At 47.3% G+C, this 20,341-nt stretch carries 18 protein-coding genes; 5 read left to right on the plus strand and 13 right to left on the minus strand.

The window, feature by feature from the left end; all coding sequences use genetic code 11:
- Positions 1-240: 240 nt before the first annotated feature.
- A complete protein-coding gene (locus NEV57_RS03695; RefSeq protein ID WP_257656924.1) occupies positions 241-1,209 on the plus strand; it encodes a zinc dependent phospholipase C family protein in 969 nt (322 codons plus the stop codon).
- Between the two features lie 10 nt (positions 1,210-1,219).
- Here the strand turns inward: NEV57_RS03695 and NEV57_RS03700 are convergent, their stop codons facing one another.
- Both NEV57_RS03700 and NEV57_RS03705 read right to left on the minus strand, forming a co-directional pair.
- A complete protein-coding gene (locus NEV57_RS03700; protein ID WP_257656925.1) occupies positions 1,220-1,816 on the minus strand; it encodes a collagen-like protein in 597 nt (198 codons plus the stop codon).
- A 171-nt stretch (positions 1,817-1,987) separates the two neighbouring features.
- Positions 1,988-3,466: an aminotransferase-like domain-containing protein gene (locus tag NEV57_RS03705; RefSeq protein WP_257656926.1), complete on the minus strand. Its 1,479-nt coding sequence runs from the start codon at positions 3,464-3,466 to the stop codon at positions 1,988-1,990.
- Positions 3,467-3,528: 62 nt separating this feature from the next.
- Here NEV57_RS03705 and NEV57_RS03710 point away from each other — a divergent pair, with 62 nt between their 5' ends.
- Positions 3,529-5,460: a TonB-dependent receptor plug domain-containing protein gene (locus tag NEV57_RS03710; protein WP_257656927.1), complete on the plus strand. Its 1,932-nt coding sequence runs from the start codon at positions 3,529-3,531 to the stop codon at positions 5,458-5,460.
- A gap of 65 nt (positions 5,461-5,525) precedes the next feature.
- On the opposite strand, the gene NEV57_RS03715 is transcribed toward NEV57_RS03710, so the two are convergent.
- The 3 genes from NEV57_RS03715 to NEV57_RS03725 form a co-directional block, all read right to left on the minus strand.
- On the minus strand, positions 5,526-6,242 hold the full coding sequence (locus NEV57_RS03715) for an MIP family channel protein (RefSeq protein ID WP_257656928.1): 717 nt from the start codon (positions 6,240-6,242) through the stop codon (positions 5,526-5,528).
- Positions 6,243-6,465: 223 nt separating this feature from the next.
- Positions 6,466-9,282, minus strand: a complete 2,817-nt coding sequence (locus NEV57_RS03720) for a TonB-dependent receptor (RefSeq protein ID WP_257656929.1) — start codon at positions 9,280-9,282, stop codon at positions 6,466-6,468.
- 98 nt (positions 9,283-9,380) lie between these two features.
- Complete coding sequence (locus tag NEV57_RS03725) at positions 9,381-10,727, minus strand: right-handed parallel beta-helix repeat-containing protein (protein WP_257656930.1); 1,347 nt, start codon at positions 10,725-10,727, stop codon at positions 9,381-9,383.
- A 186-nt stretch (positions 10,728-10,913) separates the two neighbouring features.
- Between NEV57_RS03725 and NEV57_RS03730 the strand changes: the two genes are divergently transcribed.
- From NEV57_RS03730 to NEV57_RS03740, 3 genes are read left to right on the plus strand one after another with little or no spacing between them, the layout of a single operon-like run.
- Positions 10,914-11,588, plus strand: coding sequence for an ABC transporter ATP-binding protein (locus tag NEV57_RS03730; protein WP_257656931.1), 675 nt, complete (start codon positions 10,914-10,916; stop codon positions 11,586-11,588).
- Positions 11,589-11,615: 27 nt separating this feature from the next.
- Positions 11,616-12,902 (plus strand): ABC transporter permease, encoded by a 1,287-nt coding sequence (locus tag NEV57_RS03735; RefSeq protein WP_257656932.1) that lies wholly within the window; start codon positions 11,616-11,618, stop codon positions 12,900-12,902.
- A 1-nt stretch (position 12,903) separates the two neighbouring features.
- Positions 12,904-13,377 (plus strand): hypothetical protein, encoded by a 474-nt coding sequence (locus NEV57_RS03740; RefSeq protein ID WP_257656933.1) that lies wholly within the window; start codon positions 12,904-12,906, stop codon positions 13,375-13,377.
- Positions 13,378-13,379: 2 nt separating this feature from the next.
- Here the strand turns inward: NEV57_RS03740 and NEV57_RS03745 are convergent, their stop codons facing one another.
- The 8 genes from NEV57_RS03745 to NEV57_RS03780 all read right to left on the minus strand — a co-directional run bounded on the left by NEV57_RS03745 (position 13,380) and on the right by NEV57_RS03780 (position 20,336).
- Positions 13,380-14,087 (minus strand): 16S rRNA (uracil(1498)-N(3))-methyltransferase, encoded by a 708-nt coding sequence (locus NEV57_RS03745; protein WP_257656934.1) that lies wholly within the window; start codon positions 14,085-14,087, stop codon positions 13,380-13,382.
- An 11-nt stretch (positions 14,088-14,098) separates the two neighbouring features.
- Positions 14,099-15,385, minus strand: a complete 1,287-nt coding sequence (locus NEV57_RS03750; RefSeq protein WP_257656935.1) for a hemolysin family protein — start codon at positions 15,383-15,385, stop codon at positions 14,099-14,101.
- The gene (locus NEV57_RS03755; RefSeq protein WP_257656936.1) at positions 15,385-15,936 is read right to left on the minus strand and encodes an inorganic diphosphatase; all 552 of its coding nucleotides are present in this window, start codon (positions 15,934-15,936) and stop codon (positions 15,385-15,387) included. Before NEV57_RS03755 ends, NEV57_RS03750 begins: the two co-directional genes overlap by 1 nt.
- 31 nt (positions 15,937-15,967) lie before the next feature.
- Positions 15,968-16,621 (minus strand): DedA family protein, encoded by a 654-nt coding sequence (locus tag NEV57_RS03760; protein ID WP_257656937.1) that lies wholly within the window; start codon positions 16,619-16,621, stop codon positions 15,968-15,970.
- 129 nt (positions 16,622-16,750) lie between these two features.
- Positions 16,751-17,164, minus strand: coding sequence for an HIT family protein (locus tag NEV57_RS03765; RefSeq protein WP_257656938.1), 414 nt, complete (start codon positions 17,162-17,164; stop codon positions 16,751-16,753).
- 136 nt (positions 17,165-17,300) lie between these two features.
- Entirely contained in the window at positions 17,301-17,774 is a 474-nt protein-coding gene (gene greA, locus NEV57_RS03770) for a transcription elongation factor GreA (protein WP_257656939.1), read from the minus strand.
- 153 nt (positions 17,775-17,927) lie between these two features.
- Positions 17,928-18,623, minus strand: a complete 696-nt coding sequence (locus tag NEV57_RS03775) for a winged helix-turn-helix domain-containing protein (RefSeq protein ID WP_257656940.1) — start codon at positions 18,621-18,623, stop codon at positions 17,928-17,930.
- A gap of 42 nt (positions 18,624-18,665) precedes the next feature.
- A complete protein-coding gene (locus NEV57_RS03780) occupies positions 18,666-20,336 on the minus strand; it encodes a sensor histidine kinase (protein ID WP_257656941.1) in 1,671 nt (556 codons plus the stop codon).
- Positions 20,337-20,341 lie beyond the last annotated feature (5 nt).

Below are 20,341 nucleotides of genomic sequence, written 5' to 3' on the forward strand. Positions count from 1 at the left end.
ACTTATGCACTTCAAACTTAGCAATCTAAAGTTAAAAAAACAGCTGTAATTTGAAATCCTTTCAGTGCCTGAAGGCCGACCGCAGAAAACGGAGCATAAAACGGCTGCCCAACCGATGAAGCAACGTGACTAAATATCCCATTGTGTCCTGTTTTATTTTGTTACAGATCAAACTATAAAACCGCAAGAACGGTATTGGTGATTACTTAACCGTTAAAAACACGTGAATAATTTGTTATCATGGACGCAAACCCCTATTTTCATGGAATGAACCGCCTATTCCTGCATGTTTTTTTATTGATGTCCGTACTGTTGCTTTCCGCCTGGGGTTTTCATGCACATAAGCTGATCAACCGGATGGCCGTCTTCACCTTACCGGCCGATGTTTCCGGCTTCTATAAGAATCACCTGGCCTATATCACCGAACACGCAGTGGATGCGGACAAACGCCGTTACATAGATACCCTGGAAGCGGCGCGGCATTTTATTGATGTGGATCGGTACGGAGACCTGCCGTTTGACAGCATACCCGTCCGCTGGACAGCTGCAGTAAACCGGTTTACGGAACAGCGCCTCTTTGCATCAGGCATACTGCCCTGGCAGATTAGCCGTACTTATTACCGCCTGGTCCGTGCGTACAGCGAAAAGGATCATTCGCGGATTTTACGTTATTCGGCCGACATTGGACACTATATTGCCGATGCGCATGTACCGTTGCATACGACAAGCAATTACAACGGACAGCAGACCAATCAGGTTGGAATTCATGCATTCTGGGAGAGCCGACTGCCTGAGCTTTTTGCGGAAGAGTATGATTTTCTTGTCGGCCGTGCGCATTACGTGGCATCACCGGCAGCGGAGGCCTGGCAGATTGTTGAGGAAAGCTTTCTGCTGGTTGATTCGGTATTGGCCATCGAAGCACGGCTTCATCAACAATTCCAGTCGGATTGGAAATACGGTTATGTTACCCGTAACGATGCATTGATACGGACCTACTCCGAAGCCTATTCACGGCATTACCACGAGGCGCTGTTGGGCATGGTCGAAGACCGCATGCGGGATGCCATTATCCGTACAGGAAGCTTCTGGTATTCCGCCTGGGTTGATGCCGGGCAACCCGATATCCATGATTTACCAGTGCAGCCAACGAAAACGGATACTACAGCTACCCGTCAGCCGAAAATGCTGGGCCGTGAAGAATGGCATTAATGTGCAATAATCAGTCGGCCATGTACAATGCCCTTTTGACCATATCGTAATTACGTAAATCGACATTATCGCTAAGCAGGCTGGCACTTACACCTCCCGGTATCAATATATAGCGGAGCTGGACAGCACCAAATCCAAGTGATGCGGAGTTGTCATGTGTGTATCGCGTAACGTAAATCACACCCGGTTTTGGGATAAAACTTACTGTATTGGCCTTATTACCGGCGTTATTGGTATAAGGCAATGGCAATACGGTGGTACCGAACCGCATATAAACCTGCACCGATCCATTGTCGATAAGGGATTGGGTTAACCGGGGCGCCTGGAGGTGATTAATTTTCAGCTTTGAACCGTCGATAACCGTATCCCGTCCAGCTTGCTGGAATGACATCCAGGCACTATAGATAACATTAGCCGTACCGACAGGACCTTGTGGTCCAGTAGCACCGCGGGGTCCCTGGGATCCTGCAGCACCGGTGGCACCGCGGTCACCCTTATCTCCTTTGTCGCCGTTATCCCCTTTTTCTCCCTGGACTCCCTGTTCGCCTTGTGGGCCTAATGGTCCTACGTCCCCTTTTTTACATGATGAAGATACAATTATCATCATACCCGCTATCATAAGCATTGTACCAATTGTTCTCATTTTTTAATATTGAAAGTCAAAAATCAACCATACCACAATTGTTATCCCTGGCTATGACACAAATTAAGCAATAATGGATGCGTGAATTCATTAGGAATGAGCGAATTGGTTATTCCAATGAGTCAGTAGGACGTTCTATTGAGCGACCGCAGCCAAAATAGCTATCGCCTTTTCCAATTCTGTGGGAGACAGGCTTCCGAAGCCCAACCGGATACCACAATGTACCTTTGACTGGTATAACAGGTATCGGGGCAGGTAAAGGTCATTTTTCAAACATTGTTGCTGCAATTGCATAAGGTTGGTGCTCCGCGGCCATTTTGTCCAAATGGCCAAACCGCCGTCAGGTACCGTAAAATCCACACGGTCTCCCAGCTTCATGGCCAGCATTTGCGCCGTCCGATTGCGCCGTTCCCGATACAACTGAACGGATTTCCTCAGATAGCGGTGAATTTCGCCATCGGCTATTAATTCCCCTAATGCCAGTTCGGTGAGTACATCGCCATAACGATCCAATATGCCCAGCAGTTTATCCATCTCCCGGATCAACCCCGCCGGCGCCACAATAAAACCCGACCGGAATCCCGAAGCCAGTGATTTACCAAAGGCGCCCACATACACCACCATGCCACCGGTATCTGCACTCACCATTGGCAGCAATGGACTTCCGTCATAGTGGAAATCATAATCGTAATCGTCTTCCAAAATGATGAATCCATATTTCATCGAAAGATCGAGCAGCGCTTCTCTCCGTTCAGCACTCAGCGGTACTGTAGTGGGATAATGATGGTGAGGTGTGAGGTAAAGCATACGGAACCGATTGCGTTTGAACAGGGTTTCTACCGCGGCCACATCCACACCTTCTTCATCGATCGGAACAGTCAGAATAGTTGCACCCGCACGCTGAAAAATCATATTTGTCGCAAAATAGCTGAGCTCAGCCACCACCACTGTATCGCCGGGGGCAAGCAGTGTTTCAGCCACGATATAAACCCCCAATTCCAGGCTCCGGGTTACCAGCAAGTTATCGGTGGAAATACGAAGTCCGCGGGTGAGGTTTAGAAAATTTGCCAGGTTCTCCTGGTAGTAATGACTTGTTCCGCGCTGGTTGTAGCCCAGTTTGGCACGATTTCCCCGACGCTTCATATTCGTGTGCAACAGCCTGGATAGGTAGTCTGTATGGGAAAGCCGGGAGTCGGGCAGGCCATCATCAAAACTATAGGTTGCATTTCCCTGGTCAAATGGGTTATCCAATAACGTCCATTTCCGGTAGGAAAATCCCGCCTGTGCCGGGTAAGCCGAACCTTCCCGGACCCCCGGTGGGCAGAGTTTTCTTGGTTTGTCGGATTTCTTATTCCGTATAAACGCCCCGCTGTTTGGACGCACCGTAATCCATCCCTGCGTTTCCAGCTCTGCATAGCTGGCAACTACCGTATTACGGTGCATATCCAATAACTTAGCCATCCGCCGTGTACCGGGTAGCTTAAGGCCGTCGACAAGGTAACCCTGTTGAATCGCATCGATTAACTGATGCGCTACCTGTAGGTAAACAGGTGTGGACGAGGTACGATCGACAGATACAAAACGCTGGTATGGCACTAAAACCGGACTATCCATAAAATGAAAACTGGCCTATCATGAAGTGTCGGCAAGATACGACTTTTGTGAAAATTTGAAACATGAAGTTATTTTTAGAAAAAAGAAGTGTTGTTATTGCGATTTCGTGGGCTTTCGTTCACATCTATCTGTTATATGCACAGCCTGCACATGCGCAGCGTGATTCGTCCGAAAGGTTTGTTATGCCATCGAAAAATGTCGATTCCATATCCCTGCAGGAAGTTGTCATTTCCGAAAACCGGCTACAGATACCATTTACCCAGCAAAACCGCAACATCCAGGTGATTGACCGAAAGCAGATCGATGCCCTGCCTGCCCGGTCTATCAATGAATTACTCAGCCATATCGGCGGGGTTGACCTCCGGCAGCGCGGTCCTTTCGGCACACAGGCAGACGTAAGCATTGACGGAGGAACATTTGAGCAGACGCTCATTCTGGTCAACGGTATCAAAGTGCTGGATGCCCAAACAGCACACAACGGACTTAACCTTCCGATACCCACTGATGCCATTGAACGTATTGAAATTATCCGCGGGCCGGCTGCACGCATTTATGGCATCAATAGTCTCACCGGGGCGATCAACATTGTCACCCGCAAACCGCAACAGCCGGAATTATCCGCGCATGCCTACGCTGGCACCGGATTCCAGCGGGACACAGCCGGTAACGGCGCGCTCTTCAACGGCAGAGGCTTGCAGCTTGGTGGGACCTATGCTACCAGCCAACAGCAGCATTCCCTTTATGGCGGCCATGAGTCGGGTAACGGATACCGTTACAATACGGCATTCCGGAATCATAAAGCCTATTATCAAGGCAATATTCAAACCAATGCCACCGACGCACTGACCCTTATGGGCGGATACGTATACAATAATTTTGGCGCCAATGGGTTCTATGCAGCACCGGGTGACAGAGAATCACAGGAGATCGTCCAGACAGTGTTAGCCGCGATTGCCTACCACGCCCAACTAACCGAGCGGTTTTCGCTGTCGCCCCGCGTCAGCTACCGCTACGCTTACGATGACTATCGTTATTTCCGCAACGATCTGAGCCGTGCAAGAAGCCAGCACCATGGCCATGCCTTCAATACCGAAATTAACGGCACCTGGCACACGGCCGCAGGTACTATCGGTGTGGGCGCGGAAATGCGACGGGAAATAATCCGGAGTTCCAATATCGGCAACCATGATCGGAACAATTACGGTTTATATGCCGAGTTCAAAACCGAACGGATCCGCAACCTGCTACTCAACGCTGGTGTCTATGCCAACTATAACTCCGACTATGGATGGCAGGTGTTTCCCGGTATTGACCTGGGCTACCAGCTCAGCCGGGAGTGGAAAATCGTGGCCCACACCGGTACCGGCCAGCGCATCCCATCCTTTACCGACCTCTATCTCGATCAGCGGCCGGGCAATATCGGCAACCCCCTGTTGCAGTCCGAACGCTCGTGGTATGTTGAGGGGGGCATTAAATACAGCCGTGAGCGGCTCGCCGCACAGGCGACCTACTTTTATCGGAACGTAAACGATTTCATTGATTGGGTACGTGAATCATCCGACGAGCCCTGGCAGCCCTATAATTTTCAGCATAACCGCACACGCGGTGTTACGTTTTCCGGCAATTACCGGGTGCTCCATGACACGAGGGTGAACTTAATGACCGGGGTTTCCTACACGTGGTTATCACCGACATTCGACGGCAGCAACAACACCGGAGTGCTGTCCAAGTATGCCATTGAAAGCCTGCGGCATCAGGCAACCGCCAATCTGACTATCGGGGTAGATCATTTTTCGGCCACATTAGCGGGCCGTTTCAATCAACGGATCAGCTACCGGAGTTACTTCCTGGGCGATGTACGGCTTGCATACCAATTTAAGCCACTGGGTGTTTACCTGGATGCGCAGAACGTGTTTGATGTTACTTATATTGAAGCCGGAGCTGTGCCGATGCCTGGAAGATGGATTAGTTTAGGTGTGAAATGGGCAATGTAACGTGCGTAATTCCTGTTAAGCCAGCGGTACAACAGTATAGCTGTCTATACCGCTGGCTTTGCTCGTTAGTCTTTCTTTTCCAGCAGTCTCCATACAACAGCGGCCACGACCCCGCCGACAATGGGAGCTACAATAAACAGCCATAATTGGCTCAGCGCCTTTCCCCCGGCGAGTATGGCCGGACCGAAGCTACGGGCCGGATTAACGGATGTTCCGGTGATTGGAATAGCCACCAGGTGGATCAGTACCAGCGTAAGGCCGATGGCCAATCCCGCCATGGTGCTGTTACCCCATTTTGAAGTGGTCCCGAAAATGACAAACAGGAATAAAAAGGTAAGCACGGCTTCCGTAAGAAAAGCAGCGCCGGTACCGTATTCATTCTGATAACCTGCTCCCCAGCCGTTTGCACCGAATGCCCACTCCCCGGGAGTAAACCCGGCCAGCTGCCCACTGAGGATCTGTTGCAGCACAAATGCGCCAAGCAACGCGCCGATAAACTGGGCGACGATGTAAACCACTGCATCGCCAATCGAAATTTTGCCGTTCACCAGCATGGCAATCGTGATCGCCGGATTGATGTGGCATCCGGTTATGCCGCCAATGGCGTAGGCAAATACCACCACCGAAACGCCAAAAGCAAGCGCAATGCCCAGCAACCCCAATCCGGAAAGTCCCGCGAGGGTGTCTACCCCCGCTACTGCGGCGGCACCGCAGCCGAAGAGCACCAGACCAAAGGTGCCAACCAATTCGGCAACGAACTTAGTTGATGTTTTGATTTCCATAATTTTAGAAAAATTGGTTACCCAAACATAAAGGTTTTCCCATTAATAACCAATAAAAAAAAGCCGTGCTTCACAGCAGGGCTTTTACATTTAACCAAACCTAACAAATGATAAACTATTATCAAAAATCTTTGTTTCTTAATACCCTGCAATAGTAGGACATTATTATTATCATGATGTTAAGGAGGTTTTACGATATTATCTTTATGCTTTCGGCGTTCCGTTAAAAATTAAAGCTATAACCGATGCTGAAATTCCGTCCGGGGCGTCTCAGTTGATAGATTTGGTCGCTGGCGTTAAATGCTTCGTATAGACTTTGCCGTTCAGCATTTAGGATATTTTCGACTTTCAGATTGATGGCACTCTTTTTTGCCGGCCCGAGTTTTTTGGTGAAATTAAAATTCAGGCTATTAAAGGGCTGTGCATATACATCTGCATTTCTGGAGAAACCGATAACTTCTAATGTCCTACCCTGTACATTGTAGAACAGTCCAGCTTCCACGCCGTTCTCGGCGTTGTTATAATTCAAACCGGCATTGATCAGGTAAGGCGACTGCCCCTGCAACTGTCGGGTATTCTTGATCTCCTCTCCCTCACGGGCAAAGAACAACCGCGACTCATATTCGTCCTTACCCATCTCTATAATCGAATTGACCACAGAAACATTCACGTTCAGGCTCAGGTCGCTGAGTGACTCCGCGATAAACCCGAAGTTTTTACGGGCTTCTACCTCAACTCCGTAGACATTCGCATAGGGTGCATTTCTTGAAATAAAATTATTGGGGGCGGCATCTGAAGACACCTGAAATTCAATTGGATTCCGGAAGTATTTGTAAAAGCCACTAACGGCAAACAGTTGGGACTCGTCACCAAAAAGTTCATATCGAAGATCCACATTATCAATATATGTGGGCACCAGATCCAGGTTTCCCAAGAACCGGGTGTCGGTAAGGGGGTCATAAATCTGTACAACGGAGAGTTCCTTGAAAGATGGCCGGGCTGTCGTACGCGAATATGATAACCGCAGGTTACTGCCTGATGTCAGGCTATAAATCAGGTTGGCCGAAGGAAATAGATCAAGTCTATTGAGTGTCTGCTCGTTATCGTACCGGTCGCCGCTGACATTTTCACCCGTAAAGAATGTCGTATACTGTTCCGCACGGATTCCGACGATAGCACGGAGTCTTTCCCAGGGTCTGAATTCACTGGAAACATAAAGCGCTCCGGTATGTTGCGTTGCGTCATAGGTGTTGGTGGGTTGGAAGGTACTCCGGACATAAAAACCGGAATTAGTTTCAGGTGTCCAGATATTTTCCGGAAGCAGGATAGCATTCGGATCGCCATTTAAGCCCGAGCTATTAAACGCCCTCGAATAAATGGAATAAAAATTAATGGAATAATCCCGTTGTTTGTAGCTGTATAAACCACCGAATTTCAACGAGGCATCCCGATTAAACAGTGACAGTTTTTTAGTAAAATCCACTTTTCCCACGGCATTTACTTCCTGTAAGTTCCGCCAGATACGGGTCGGCACACCGGCATCCGTGGAAATCCGGTAATTAGCCCCCTCCCGGACAAAGGTGGTAGACCGCACGTCCTTATCGTGAACCCTGGCCAGGGAAGGTGACACCTTCCATTCGGTCAAGAATGTAGCGTCCTCATTGCTGTGCTTCCCACTAAGCAGGATGTTGGATACGGACCGTTCGCTGTAATCCAGGTTGTGCTTGAATACCTGGTTGACATTGGATATGCGATTTACCTGATCGTAGATTGCAGCCCGGGTTTCACCATTCTGAATATGCAATAGGTTCAGGGCATATTTGGACAGTGTAGTTTTGTAATTGAGACCAAGTAGGCCCGACAGTAGCACATTTTGTCCTCCAAGGTCACCCGACATGGTGCGGTCCGGCCGGAGTTCCGCATCGGAATCTGTCTGAAGTGCCCGCCAGTAGAGCCCATTTTCGAACCCCTGATAAAAGGTGGTTGTATTTTTATAGTTTAATGCCGCAATCACCCCCAGCTTATTGGCCCCTATAGCATACTGGTTGCTGAAATCCACACCCAGACTCAAGTCGGGCATGCTGCTGCGGCGTGATGCGCCCATTAATGGATTAAAAGAGCGGGTAATATCGGGTAACGATGCATTGTTGGAACCAGTCGGACTGGGAATATTTAATGAAGGGCTAATGGGGATTGCCCGATCGCCGTTATCAAATCCCAAAAAATCGGTAGCACCGCCCTGATATCCAACATAGTTATTCTTAAAATGCATATCCGGATTATAGCCGGCAGACAACGAAATGCCTAATTGTTTTTGTGCCGGAATATCCTTGGTAACAATATCCACAACACCGCCTGTAAAGTCGGCCGGGAGCTCCGCGGAACCCGACTTGACCACTACGATATTTTCGAGGATATTGGTCGGGAAGATATCCATTTGTACCGTATTCTTATCCGGGTCCAGGCCGGGTATATCCATACCATTCAGGATGGATTTACTATAGCGGTCGCCCAAACCACGCACATATACGTATTTCCCTTCCTGTACTGATACGCCGGGCACAGAACGCACCGCTGAAGCAATTGTACTAGCCCCTGTGCGTTGAATGCTCTGGGACGACAAGCCATCCATTACTACACTTGCATTGCGCTGCATGTTTAACAACGATATTTCCGTATTGCGGCGGGCGGAAACGCTCACCACGACTTCCGCGAGTTCGCCGGCCGATGGAGACAGAGCAATATCGATCTCGACAGCCCGGCCCGATTCAACCGTTACCTCGCTGATTTCCTTTACATCATAGCCTACGGACGAAAACCGCAGCGTGTAGGTACCGGGACCAAGTCCCAAGGTGTAATCCCCCTCAAAATCCGTACTTGTAGCGCCGTTGCCACCGACAACCTGTACACTTACACCCGCCAACGGCGAGCTGGAACTTTCCTCCAGCACTGTTCCAGTTACACGGCCACCTTCCTGGGCAAACAGGAAAAACGGCATAGAAAACAGCGCACCGAGTAAAATATAAAAACCCCTATTCATCACAGTTTTACCTATTAAGTTTGTTAGATTTGGTATAAAAATGTCCATCTCCCGTTTGGTTTATGGAAGATGGACATGTGTAAGTTTAGCTTATTAAATTAAAACGCACCCTGCGATTTCGTGTACGTCCAGCCAAATACTGAAAGGTCTGCACCAACCATTCCTTCTTCTACGGCAGTTACGTTATCAACGAATGCCTCGTTGGATACTGGTGTTGTTATCGGATTACCGCCACTGTCCAGTGTTGTGAACAGGTCAGCAACTGTTTTTCCTGCAGGTACCGCAATTTCCCATGAATCGAAAATGATTTTGCCGCTGTTATAATTTGCTGCTGTTGCGTTATCCGCAATATTCACGCTCGATCCGGCCGCATTGATGTTGAACATGTAGATGTTTTCCAACGTACCCATTGCCCGGCTACGGAAATCAGCCAGTAACTTTCCATCAAAATTGCCGGCATCTACCGTAATGTTGCGCAACGTGAACGAATTTTCCATACTGCCTTCAGGACCATCGATTTCGAAGGCGCTTCCCGATTCCTCGCTCTGTATTACAAACGCATTGGAAATGGTTCCTGAGTAAGCCTGGTCTATATCAATACCGTCGTCCTGCTGACCGTAGATCAACAGGTTTTCCACGTTAACAGTACCGCCGAACAATTCAACACCATCATCCAGGTTTGAATAGATTTCAATGTTCTTGATGCTGGTAGCTGAGCCCACACCGCCCAAAGTCAACCCCTGAATTTCAGAGTCAGCTGCAAGGGCAACACCACTGAAACGGATGGAAATATAGTCTAACTTGCTTCCACCTTCACCAGGAGCAAATTCGTCTATAGGGTCGGTACCGCCGTATGTTCCGTATGGAAGATTATCGGGAATACCTTCGATTAATGCCGTTCCGCTGGCCGCACTCACCGAGATTGGCGCATTACCTAAAATAATAACACCACCCCATTTTCCGGCATCAGCAAGTTCCAGTGAGCTTTCTGTTTCGCCCGGCTTAATATCGTCATCAACAGAAGTGAAGATAATTGGTGCATCAGCGGTTCCTTCTGCAAGTAGGCGCCCTCCTGGATCCACGATCAGCGCAGATGCCTGATCCAAATCTCCGGTTTCAGCTTTGATAAGAGTACCCGGTTCAATCGTCAACGTAATACCGTCATCAACTACCACTTTTCCGTCTAATACATAAATTTTATCCGCAGTCCAGGTTTCGTCGCCTTCAAGAATACCACTTTTGGTAACTACTTCCGCTTCGGGATCGGGATCAGGTCCGGGTCCGGGATTAATCGGATCGTCATCACTACAACCCGCAGCAAATCCCAACGCAGCTACTGCCAGGAACGGTAAAAAAAATTTCTTCATGACTTTCATTTTTAATGGTTTGAATTCCTTTATTTTTCTTCTGCAAAGAAATTTATTTAGTATAAAGCCAACGTTCACATAAAATCAAGTTTTAATGAATTTAATGTTAGGTTAATGTAAATACCCTGAAAGGTGTAATAATCGTGGGCCTACTCTAATCGTACTCCCTCGCCCTCTTAATATCAATAAAGTTGCATTTGGCCAATGCTAATGTCATCAGAATGGTTTAACTTGCGAACCTATTAAGACCAAATGCATACGATTATGCTTGAATCATCTACGGACACGGTGGTGCGGCTCCAGGGTCTGATTTATCGATATCCTCTGGGGGTATCTTTGCAGTTTGCCGACCTGGAAATCCCGCGTGGACGGCATACATTGATATTGGGTGATTCCGGCAGTGGAAAAACAACACTTCTGCACATATTAAGCGGCTTACTCAAACCAACCAGCGGGCAGGTTACCATTGCCAACCAGGACATCTATCAATTTACCACCAAACAGCTTGATCATTTCAGGGGACAGCGTATCGGCTTGATTTTCCAGGATGCCCACCTGGTCAAAAGCCTTACCGTAAAGGAAAACCTGCAGATTGCTCAGGGGTTCGCCGGTGCCCGTATAGACATCGGCCGGATCCGCGAAGTGCTGGATATACTTGACTTGTCCGATAAGGAAAACGATTATCCGGATACACTGAGCCGCGGGCAGATGCAGCGCGTAGCCATTGCCCGGGCCGTCATTAACCGGCCGGCCATTTTAGTCGCCGATGAACCGACAGCTTCTTTGGACGACCGGAACACAGCCAGTGTGGTTGAACTGCTGCTTCGACAGGCAGAGGATCAGGGTGCCACCCTGATTATTGCAACGCACGATAAACGGGTAAAAAACCGGATTCCCCATGCTTACCAGGTGGATACAGGGACTTCGTCCAACACCTAAATAGCTAACTAACCACGATCCCGCCAAATGAATATACTGCAAATAGCCTGGAAAAATATACGGAAAAATCCCGCTGCCTCCATTTTAGGGATCTTGCTAACCGCGTTTGGAACGGGGATACTATGTGTATTGCTCGTAGCATCCAAACAGATTGAGCAACAGCTAACCAGCAATAGCCAGGGAATAGACCTGGTAGTTGGCGCTAAGGGAAGTCCAATCCAGCTTATGCTGAGCAGCATTTATCACATCGATAATCCGACTGGAAACATCAGCTATCGGGAAGCCCGGGCCCTAGCCGCAAACAGACTGGTGAAATTGGCTGTTCCCTTATCCTTGGGTGATAATTATCAAGGCCACCGGATTATCGGAACCGACAGCTCCTTTTTGCAATTGTATGACCTGGAATTGGAAAAGGGCCGTCTCTGGCAATCCGATTTCGAAACCGTTGTCGGGGCAGCGGTCGCACGCAATTACCACCTCCAGTTGGGCGACCAACTGTATGGTGCGCACGGTTTGAGCAAAGAAGGAAGCACGCACGGCCATCCCTATACTATTGTCGGTATCCTTCAGTCCGCAAAGAATGTCGCCGACCAATTGGTATTGACAAACCTTGCCAGCGTATGGCATACGCATGAAGACGCACATGGAGATTCCGGCGATGAAGATCCGGAAAATGAACCTGAACACGCACCTGCGGCCGGCCAGGGGCTTCCGGATAACCAGCCACCTCATCTGGTAAAAAACATGTTGGAAGGTTTTGGCAGCGGGGGCCGCGAAATCACCAGCCTGCTCATTCAGTACAGCAATCCATCAGCTATCGCGATACTTCCCCGACTTGTCAACCAAAGCACCTCCATGCAAGCCGCATCACCTGCCCTGGAGAGCGCAAGGCTATTCTCCTTACTTGGTATCGGCATCGATTCGATTGAGGTGCTCGCATATGTGATTATGGTAATGGCCGCCCTCAGTGTATTTATCAGCCTGTACAGTGCCCTCAAGCGGCGTAAATACGATTTGGCCATTATGCGGACATTAGGTGCATCGCAGGGAAAATTATTCGGCATTGTCATCGCAGAGGGGATTTTGCTTACCTTTACAGGGGCACTGGTAGGCCTTGTTATCGGCCATCTCGCTTTTTTCCTAATCAGCATCCGAACGGACGACGCAGCGACGTTATTACAGGCATCCACGTTATACCCCCAGGAAATCTGGTTATTGGCAACAGGCGTATTAATCGGCTTGCTGGCCGCCGCATTACCGGCCATCAAAGCATATAACACATCAATATCAAAGACATTATCAGGAACACAATAACATGAAGAAGTTAATTATTATACTGACTGTTGTATTGGGTATACAAACAGCAAAGGGACAGCAGCCATTCCAGGGCGTGCCTGACCATACGCCTATGATGAATGAATCGTGGGAAGCAATCAATAAGCTGCGGTATAAGGTAACCCAAAGTAATAATGAAACCATATATACTCCATTTTTCCCAAATGAATTAAAGGCGATAGACAACAAACTCATCACACTGCCCGGTTACCTCATCCCACTGAATGGAGGCCGGGATCATGAAACGTTTATGCTGTCCGTGCTGCCAATCATGCAATGCATGTTCTGTGGCCAGAATGACGTTCCGCCCATGGTGGAAATATTTATGAAAAAGGGCGATCGGGTACGGTTTACAGAAGCCCCAATTAAAGTGAAGGGAAGGGTAAAACTCAATGTTGATACGTCGAGGGGAAATTCAGAAATACAGATTCTGGACGCTGAACTGGTCGACTAAGATCAGCGGTTCACCAATGCCGTTTCCAGGCATGCTGCAAGGGCGGCGGTTTCCGTACGTAACCGCGCATTGCCAAGGGTGATGGGCAGAAATCCAACAGTTGTTGCCGAAGTGATTTCAGCGGCGTCAAAATCTCCCTCGGGACCAATCAGCACCAGCGCAGCTTCCTGTGGCCGGAGCAATTCGCCCATGTACTTTTTATCGCCTTCTGCACAATGTGCAATAAAGCGTTTACCCGGAAAGGGCACAGCCATGAAGGCATCAAATGTCTTTGGCTCATTCAATGTCGGCAGCGCGGCTTTCAATGACTGTTTCATGGCCGCTACCATCACTTTTTTTAGGCGATCCGTCTTTACCTCTTTCCGTTCGGAGTGGGCACAGATTAGCGGCGTGATCTCATCAACCCCTATTTCGGTGGCTTTTTCAAGGAACCATTCCATACGGTCTATGTGCTTGGTAGGTGCTACGGCCATATGCAGGTAGTAGGGCCGTTTCCCATGGTCCGGGTGCATATCCAGGATGGTCAGCACCGCCCGTTTTGGATGAGCATCTGTGATCTCAGCGGTATATAACCCTCCCCGGCCGTCCACCAGGTGAAGCCGCTGCCTCTCCACCATGCGAAGTACCCGCACCGCGTGTTTACTTTCTTCTTCGTTCAGTATGAACGTTCGGTGGCCGGGCTGTATTTCGGGAGTATAAAACAGTTGCACTTCAAAACCGGTTATTCAATGTCTTGGTCTTCGGATGTGTCTATCAGTTCCAGCTTAACGAATTCGATATTCTGCTGGGTCTTTTTCATAATAATAAAATTATAGCCGTGGAATTCCATATGTTCCCCCACGTCCGGAATCCTGTCGAACAGGTCGCTTACCAGACCGGATACCGTATCATAGTCACTGCTTTCCGGCAGTTCAAGTGGAAGCAGTTCATTGACATCATGTACATTGGCACTGGCATCTACCATGTATTCCGTTTCCGATATTTTCTCCACAACGGGAATCTCTTCGTCATATTCATCCTGGATTTCCCCAACAAGCTCTTCCACGATATCTTCGAGGGTCACCATCCCCGCCGTACCGCCAAATTCATCAAGCACAATGGCCAGCTGTATACGCTTCTGCTGAAACTCGGCCATTAGGTCATTGATTTTCTTCGTTTCCGGGATAAAGTAAGGTTTTCGGATAATGTTCTTCAGTACCAGCTCTCTTCCATTGGAAATAATGGGCAGCAGGTCTTTGGTGTGCACGATACCGATAATCTGGTCGATGCTATCATCGTATATCGGTATGCGGGAATACCCCTCCGCAGTGATCTTCTCCAGAAACTGGTCGACCGGACAGTCCATTTCGACAGCAGAAATTTTGTTCCGGGGCACCATAATGTTTTTAACGATCCGTTCATTAAAATCGAATACGTTCTTTATCAGCTCGTGTTCGGACGTGTCCAGTGCGCCGCTTTCCTTACCCTGGTCGAGCAGGTGCTGCAGTTCCTCCGCCGAGTGGTAAACCTCACTGATATCCGCCCGGAAGCCGACCAGCCGGAGCAGAAAATGGACAACGCCATTAAGCAGCCAGGTTACCGGCCTGAGCACTAGGTATAGCACGCGCAACGGCAATGCGGCACTCATTGCCGTGCCTATTGGTCGCCGCATGGCAATTGCCTTAGGTATCCATTCACAGAAAATAACATGGATGAGAACGATCGCCAGAAAGGCCAGTCCGTAACCCAGGTTTCCGGACCAGCCAAATGCGTTTATAAAAAGGCCCCCAATGAGCATTACTCCCATCCAGCCAAGTGCCAATGATGCAACCGTAATGCCGATCTGGACGGCCAATAAATAGCCACGCACATTACTGATAATGTGCTTGACTATTTGAGCGATTTTACTGCCCGTTTTGACTTTGATTTCGATCTGTGATGCCCGTACTTTTACAATCGCATACTCCGCTGCCACAAAAAAACCATTGACAACGATCAAAACCAATGTCCAGAAAATTTCCCAGCCCATTAGGTGAATGTGAGGTTAGCAAATTCTTTTTGGTACAAATCAATACTTTCCTGTATCACTTTGTACGCGTACGAACGGCCGAACAGCTGCTCTATTGTTACGTTTTTATGTTCCAATGCTTTGTAATCCTGAAAAAAGCGCACAATCTCTTTCATCGTGTGCGGGGGCAGTTCCGAAAGGTCATTAATGTAGTTTACCGACATATCGTGCTTGGCGACAGCGATAATTTTATCGTCCTGCTCTCCGTTATCGATCATGTGCATCACGCCAATTACTTTCGCTTCAATAACACTCATTGGATAAACATCAACCGAACAAAGAACCAGGATGTCCAGTGGATCTTTATCATCGCAATAGGTCCTTGGAATAAAGCCGTAATTCGCCGGATACATGACAGAAGAAAACAACACGCGGTCCAATTTAATCAGGCCGCTTTCTTTATCGATTTCGTACTTTGCCTTGGATCCCTTCGGAATTTCAATAATTGCGTTTACCGATGCCGGGATATCTTCACCGGGGGATACTTCATGCCAGGGGTGTGCTATGCTCATTATGGAAAGAAATTAGGTATTTTATAGTAAATTATTCATTTTCAATTGTCTTTTTCGTCCGATGAGCGGCTTTCCTTCTGATCAATGCGATCAGAATGGGTGTAAAGGTCAACATAATGAATCCGACAATAATATATTCGATGTAATTAATGATTTGTGGAAACTCGCGGCCAAGGAAATAACCTGAAAGTGTCAGGATCGTTACCCATATCACGCAGCCTCCCAGGTTATACAGTACAAATTTCCGGAAGTTCAACTGTACAATTCCTGCAAATATTGGCGCAAAAGTCCGTATAATGGGAACGAAACGGCCAATAATCAGTGCAGCTCCCCCATATTTATGATAAAACTCTTCCGCCATTACAACATATTTCCGCTTAAACAGCCAGGAATCCTTCCGTTTGAATAACATCGGGCCCGTTCGCCAACCGAACCAATATCCGGTGAAATTCCCCAATACACCAGCCAAAAACAGTCCCACGCAAAGCGTCGTGATATCCACATCAAGCATTCCGGAGGCACAGAACAAACCCGCTAAAAACAGCAAATAATCTCCCGGGAGAAAAAAGCCAAAAAAGAGTCCGGTTTCCGCATATACAACAAACAATACCAGATAGAAACCGCCTGACTTTATTAACGCTTCGGCATCCAGCAATTGTAAGAATGATCCCCAGAACTCTTGCATAAATATGGTTACAAAATTACGAATATAAAATTGAAATGATGCGGATATTTTAACCAGGAGCTACCTCGGTATGCTGACAGGGAAATCAAGTAACTGAGATCCGGAGAATAACAATAAACGTATCTGCGGTTATCCGTTCTGTGTAATTGACAAAACCGCGTTTTTTATGGCTTCGGCACTTTCCGTAAGTTCATCGGGACTGAGTTGTAATTTGGGCTTATTAAAATTCATGTCGCCCACCTCATCAATTGGAATCAGGTGAATGTGTGCGTGCGCCACTTCCAGACCAACCACCGCAACTCCCACCTTTTCACAAGGATAGACTTTCTTTATGCCCTGCGCAACAATTTTGGCAAATATCCATAAACCGGTATATTCACTATCGTCCATATCAAACACGTAGTCTGTTTCTTTTTTGGGAATGACCAGCACATGCCCTTTAGTCAGTGGATTAATGTCCAAAAAGGCCAGATAATCGTTACTTTCAGCAACTTTATATGCTGGGATTTCTCCATTGACGATTTTAGAAAAGACGGTGGGCATGTTTTTACTGTTTGATCAGTTACAAATATAATAAAAACGGCCACTTTGATAAGCGGCCGTTTGAATAAATAACGAATAAGGTTTGACCAGGTTACTATGTGCGGTTATGGCAACCCGCACATAACCGTTACTGATCCTACCTTGAAATATCCAGGATTTCCAGTTCTACCTCGCCAGCCGGCACCTGGATCTGGGCTTTATCACCTACTGATTTACCAAGCAGCCCCTGGGCAATAGGCGACTTAACCGATATTTTACCGGCCTTAAGGTCAGCCTCTGTCTCAGAAACCAGCTGATAGGTCATTACCGCCCCATTTTTTATGTTTTTTAGCTTTACAATGGACAGGGCCAGCACTTTGGTCGTATCCAATGTGGACTCATCAATCAGGCGGGCACTGGCCAGGGTATCCTCCAGTTTGGCAATTTTAGCCTCATGCAGTCCCTGAGCCTCCTTTGCGGCATCATACTCTGCATTTTCGGACAAATCCCCCTTATCCCGCGCCTCGGCAATGGCCTTGGCAATCTTGGCTCTCCCCTCTGTTTTAAGATACTGCAACTCTTCCTTGAGTTTTTCCAATCCCTCTTTGCTGTAATACGTTACTTCTGCCATAATTTGTTATGAATTAAAAAAATAAAGTCAAAAAAAGAAGCAAGACCACGTCACCGTTTGGGACGTGGCCTTGCTCGTTTACACGAAGATAGAGAATCTTTTTGAATAAAACAAAAAAAGCCAACGAAATACGTCAACCCGTAGTTATCGTATTCAATTGGGATTATTCACAAACTTATATCCCATGCCCCGTACCGTCTGCAGGTAAGCAGGTTTGTCCGGGTTAAGCTCAATCTTCTTACGCAAACGAACAATATGCATATCCAGTGTGCGGGTGTTTACATTGGAACTATATCCCCAAACTACCTGCATCAGTTCATCCCTGCTGATCACCCGGCCTACATGCTGCAAAAAATACAGCAGGATCCGGTTTTCAAGGATTGTTAATTCAATTTTTTTGCCATCCCGGACCAGGGAATGAATGTTGGGGTGGTGCTCGGTGTCGCCGAAGGCGTATAAATCCGCCCCCTGGCTGTTAATAAAATACTTGATTTTATTTTCGATCATCGCCACCAGCACGTCCATACTGAATGGTTTGGTAATGTAGTCAGACACACCGAAACTATATGCATCAATCTTGTCGATGTCCTGCGACTTCGCAGTCATCATGATGACCAGGTTAGCGAAGCCGCTTTTCCGGAGGTTATCACAGATATCGGACCCCTGTTTTCCCGGCAGCATCCAGTCCAGCAGCACGATATCCGGCTTATGCTCCAGTATCATCGCCTCTGCCTCATCGCCATTACCTGTCTGCAAAATTGAATAGCCTTCCGATTCCAACCGATGCGAAACGAGAAACCGCAAGTTTTCATCGTCTTCCACAACCGCTATTTTGATGTTATTATGCATAATTAATTGCTATTTTATTGTTGGGTATCTGTTGTTTTAATTTTAGTCTGTCGGAAATATAATCTTAAACGTCGTTCCCTTTCCCAACTCACTTTCAACTGAGATGGCACCGCCTAAAAAATTGACCAGTTCTTTACAAAATGCTAATCCCAGCCCCACACTGCCCTGTTGATTGTATTGATTCTGTACCCGATAGAATTTCTTAAAAATATGCGCCAGCTCATTTTTCGCTATCCCGATTCCCTGATCCTTAAATTGTATTTCAATATTCTTCTTCGAATCACTCACAATAATACGCAACGTTTTATTGTTTGGTTTGGAGTATTTATATGCATTATCGATGAGGTTCTGGAATATGCTGTTCAGCAGCACCGGATCAGTATATAATACCCGTTCCGTTTTAACCGTACACTGAATGGCAAGATCAGCATATTTTATACCGGATGCAACCAGTATTTTATCGCAAAATTCGTGCAAATCAATATCTTCCCGCTTTATTTTAATCGATTTATTTTCAATCTGCGTAAAAGAAAGCAGCGTATTCATCAAATTATTGAGCTTGTCCGCTTCTTCATCCAATATTTTCCCGTAATGCATCCGTTCCCCATCAGATAGCTGCTTGGCGTGATGGATATTATTACCTGCAATTTTGATTACGCTAACCGGGGTTTTGAATTCATGGCTCAGGTTATTTATAAAGTCATATTGCAACTTGAACATGCGCTTGTTCACATACAGATTACGGTATATTAAGTAAGCAATAATAGCTAATAATAGGTATATCGCCAAAACACTTGCCATTACCGGCAAAAACCGGCGGTTGACCTCGGTACCCAGAAATGAGCGGCTGGAACTGAAATAGATTTTATAGTCGGCCAACGCGCCCGGCAACGGTGTTTCCGTTGAAAGGAGGTCGGGATTGGTATCAATCGACTCATACACCAACGGCAGGATCTGTACACGCTGGTACAGTTCGGGAACGGTATTCTCCAACGATAATTTATTGGGGTCAATAAAAAAAGTAAAAATATCCTGTTCGTAACTTGTCTCATGTGGATGTTTACCGTACATCAACTCCTTATACACCTTCAGGTCATTCCTTCTGGGGATATTCATGTAGGAAATTTTCCCGGGGTTTACGGAATAAAAGACCTTAAATATATCGTCGTTATAAACACTTTTTGCCGTATCAACCCGTTCAATAAACGCAGCAAATTTAACCGCCATATTATTAAAGTCGTCCGAGAGGGAAAGCGGAAACTGTCCATGTCGATTAGGCTCTACCGTTGTTTCGGAAGTGGTATCGGGGGCACGGAACACATACACACCCTTCGGATTAATCACTAGGTTATTGGCCGAAAAACCGCGGTTTACCAGGGGGTCATTGCTTAACGACACATCGTAAAAAACAATCCGCTCAATAAATGGATAACTCTTCAGCACGCTATCGACATACGTATATACACTGGACGAATCCAGGTAACCCTGGTAGAATGATATTTCGGGAATCCGATTATGAAAGAAATCATTGAATGGCGCTATATTATGTTCAAGCACCTCGGTTTTTCTGGATGTAAACTCATTTTCGACGTACTTAACCGTCAGGTCACGGGCCAGGAAGACAGCCAGCACAAAGGAAGTAATGACGACCAGGATAAAGGCAATAACTAACGCATAGTTTTTGCGATACGTATGGCGTTGCTGCTGCTTCATGCCGC

It is taken from the genome of Parapedobacter lycopersici (genome assembly GCF_024643285.1).
GTDB lineage: Bacteria > Bacteroidota > Bacteroidia > Sphingobacteriales > Sphingobacteriaceae > Parapedobacter > Parapedobacter lycopersici.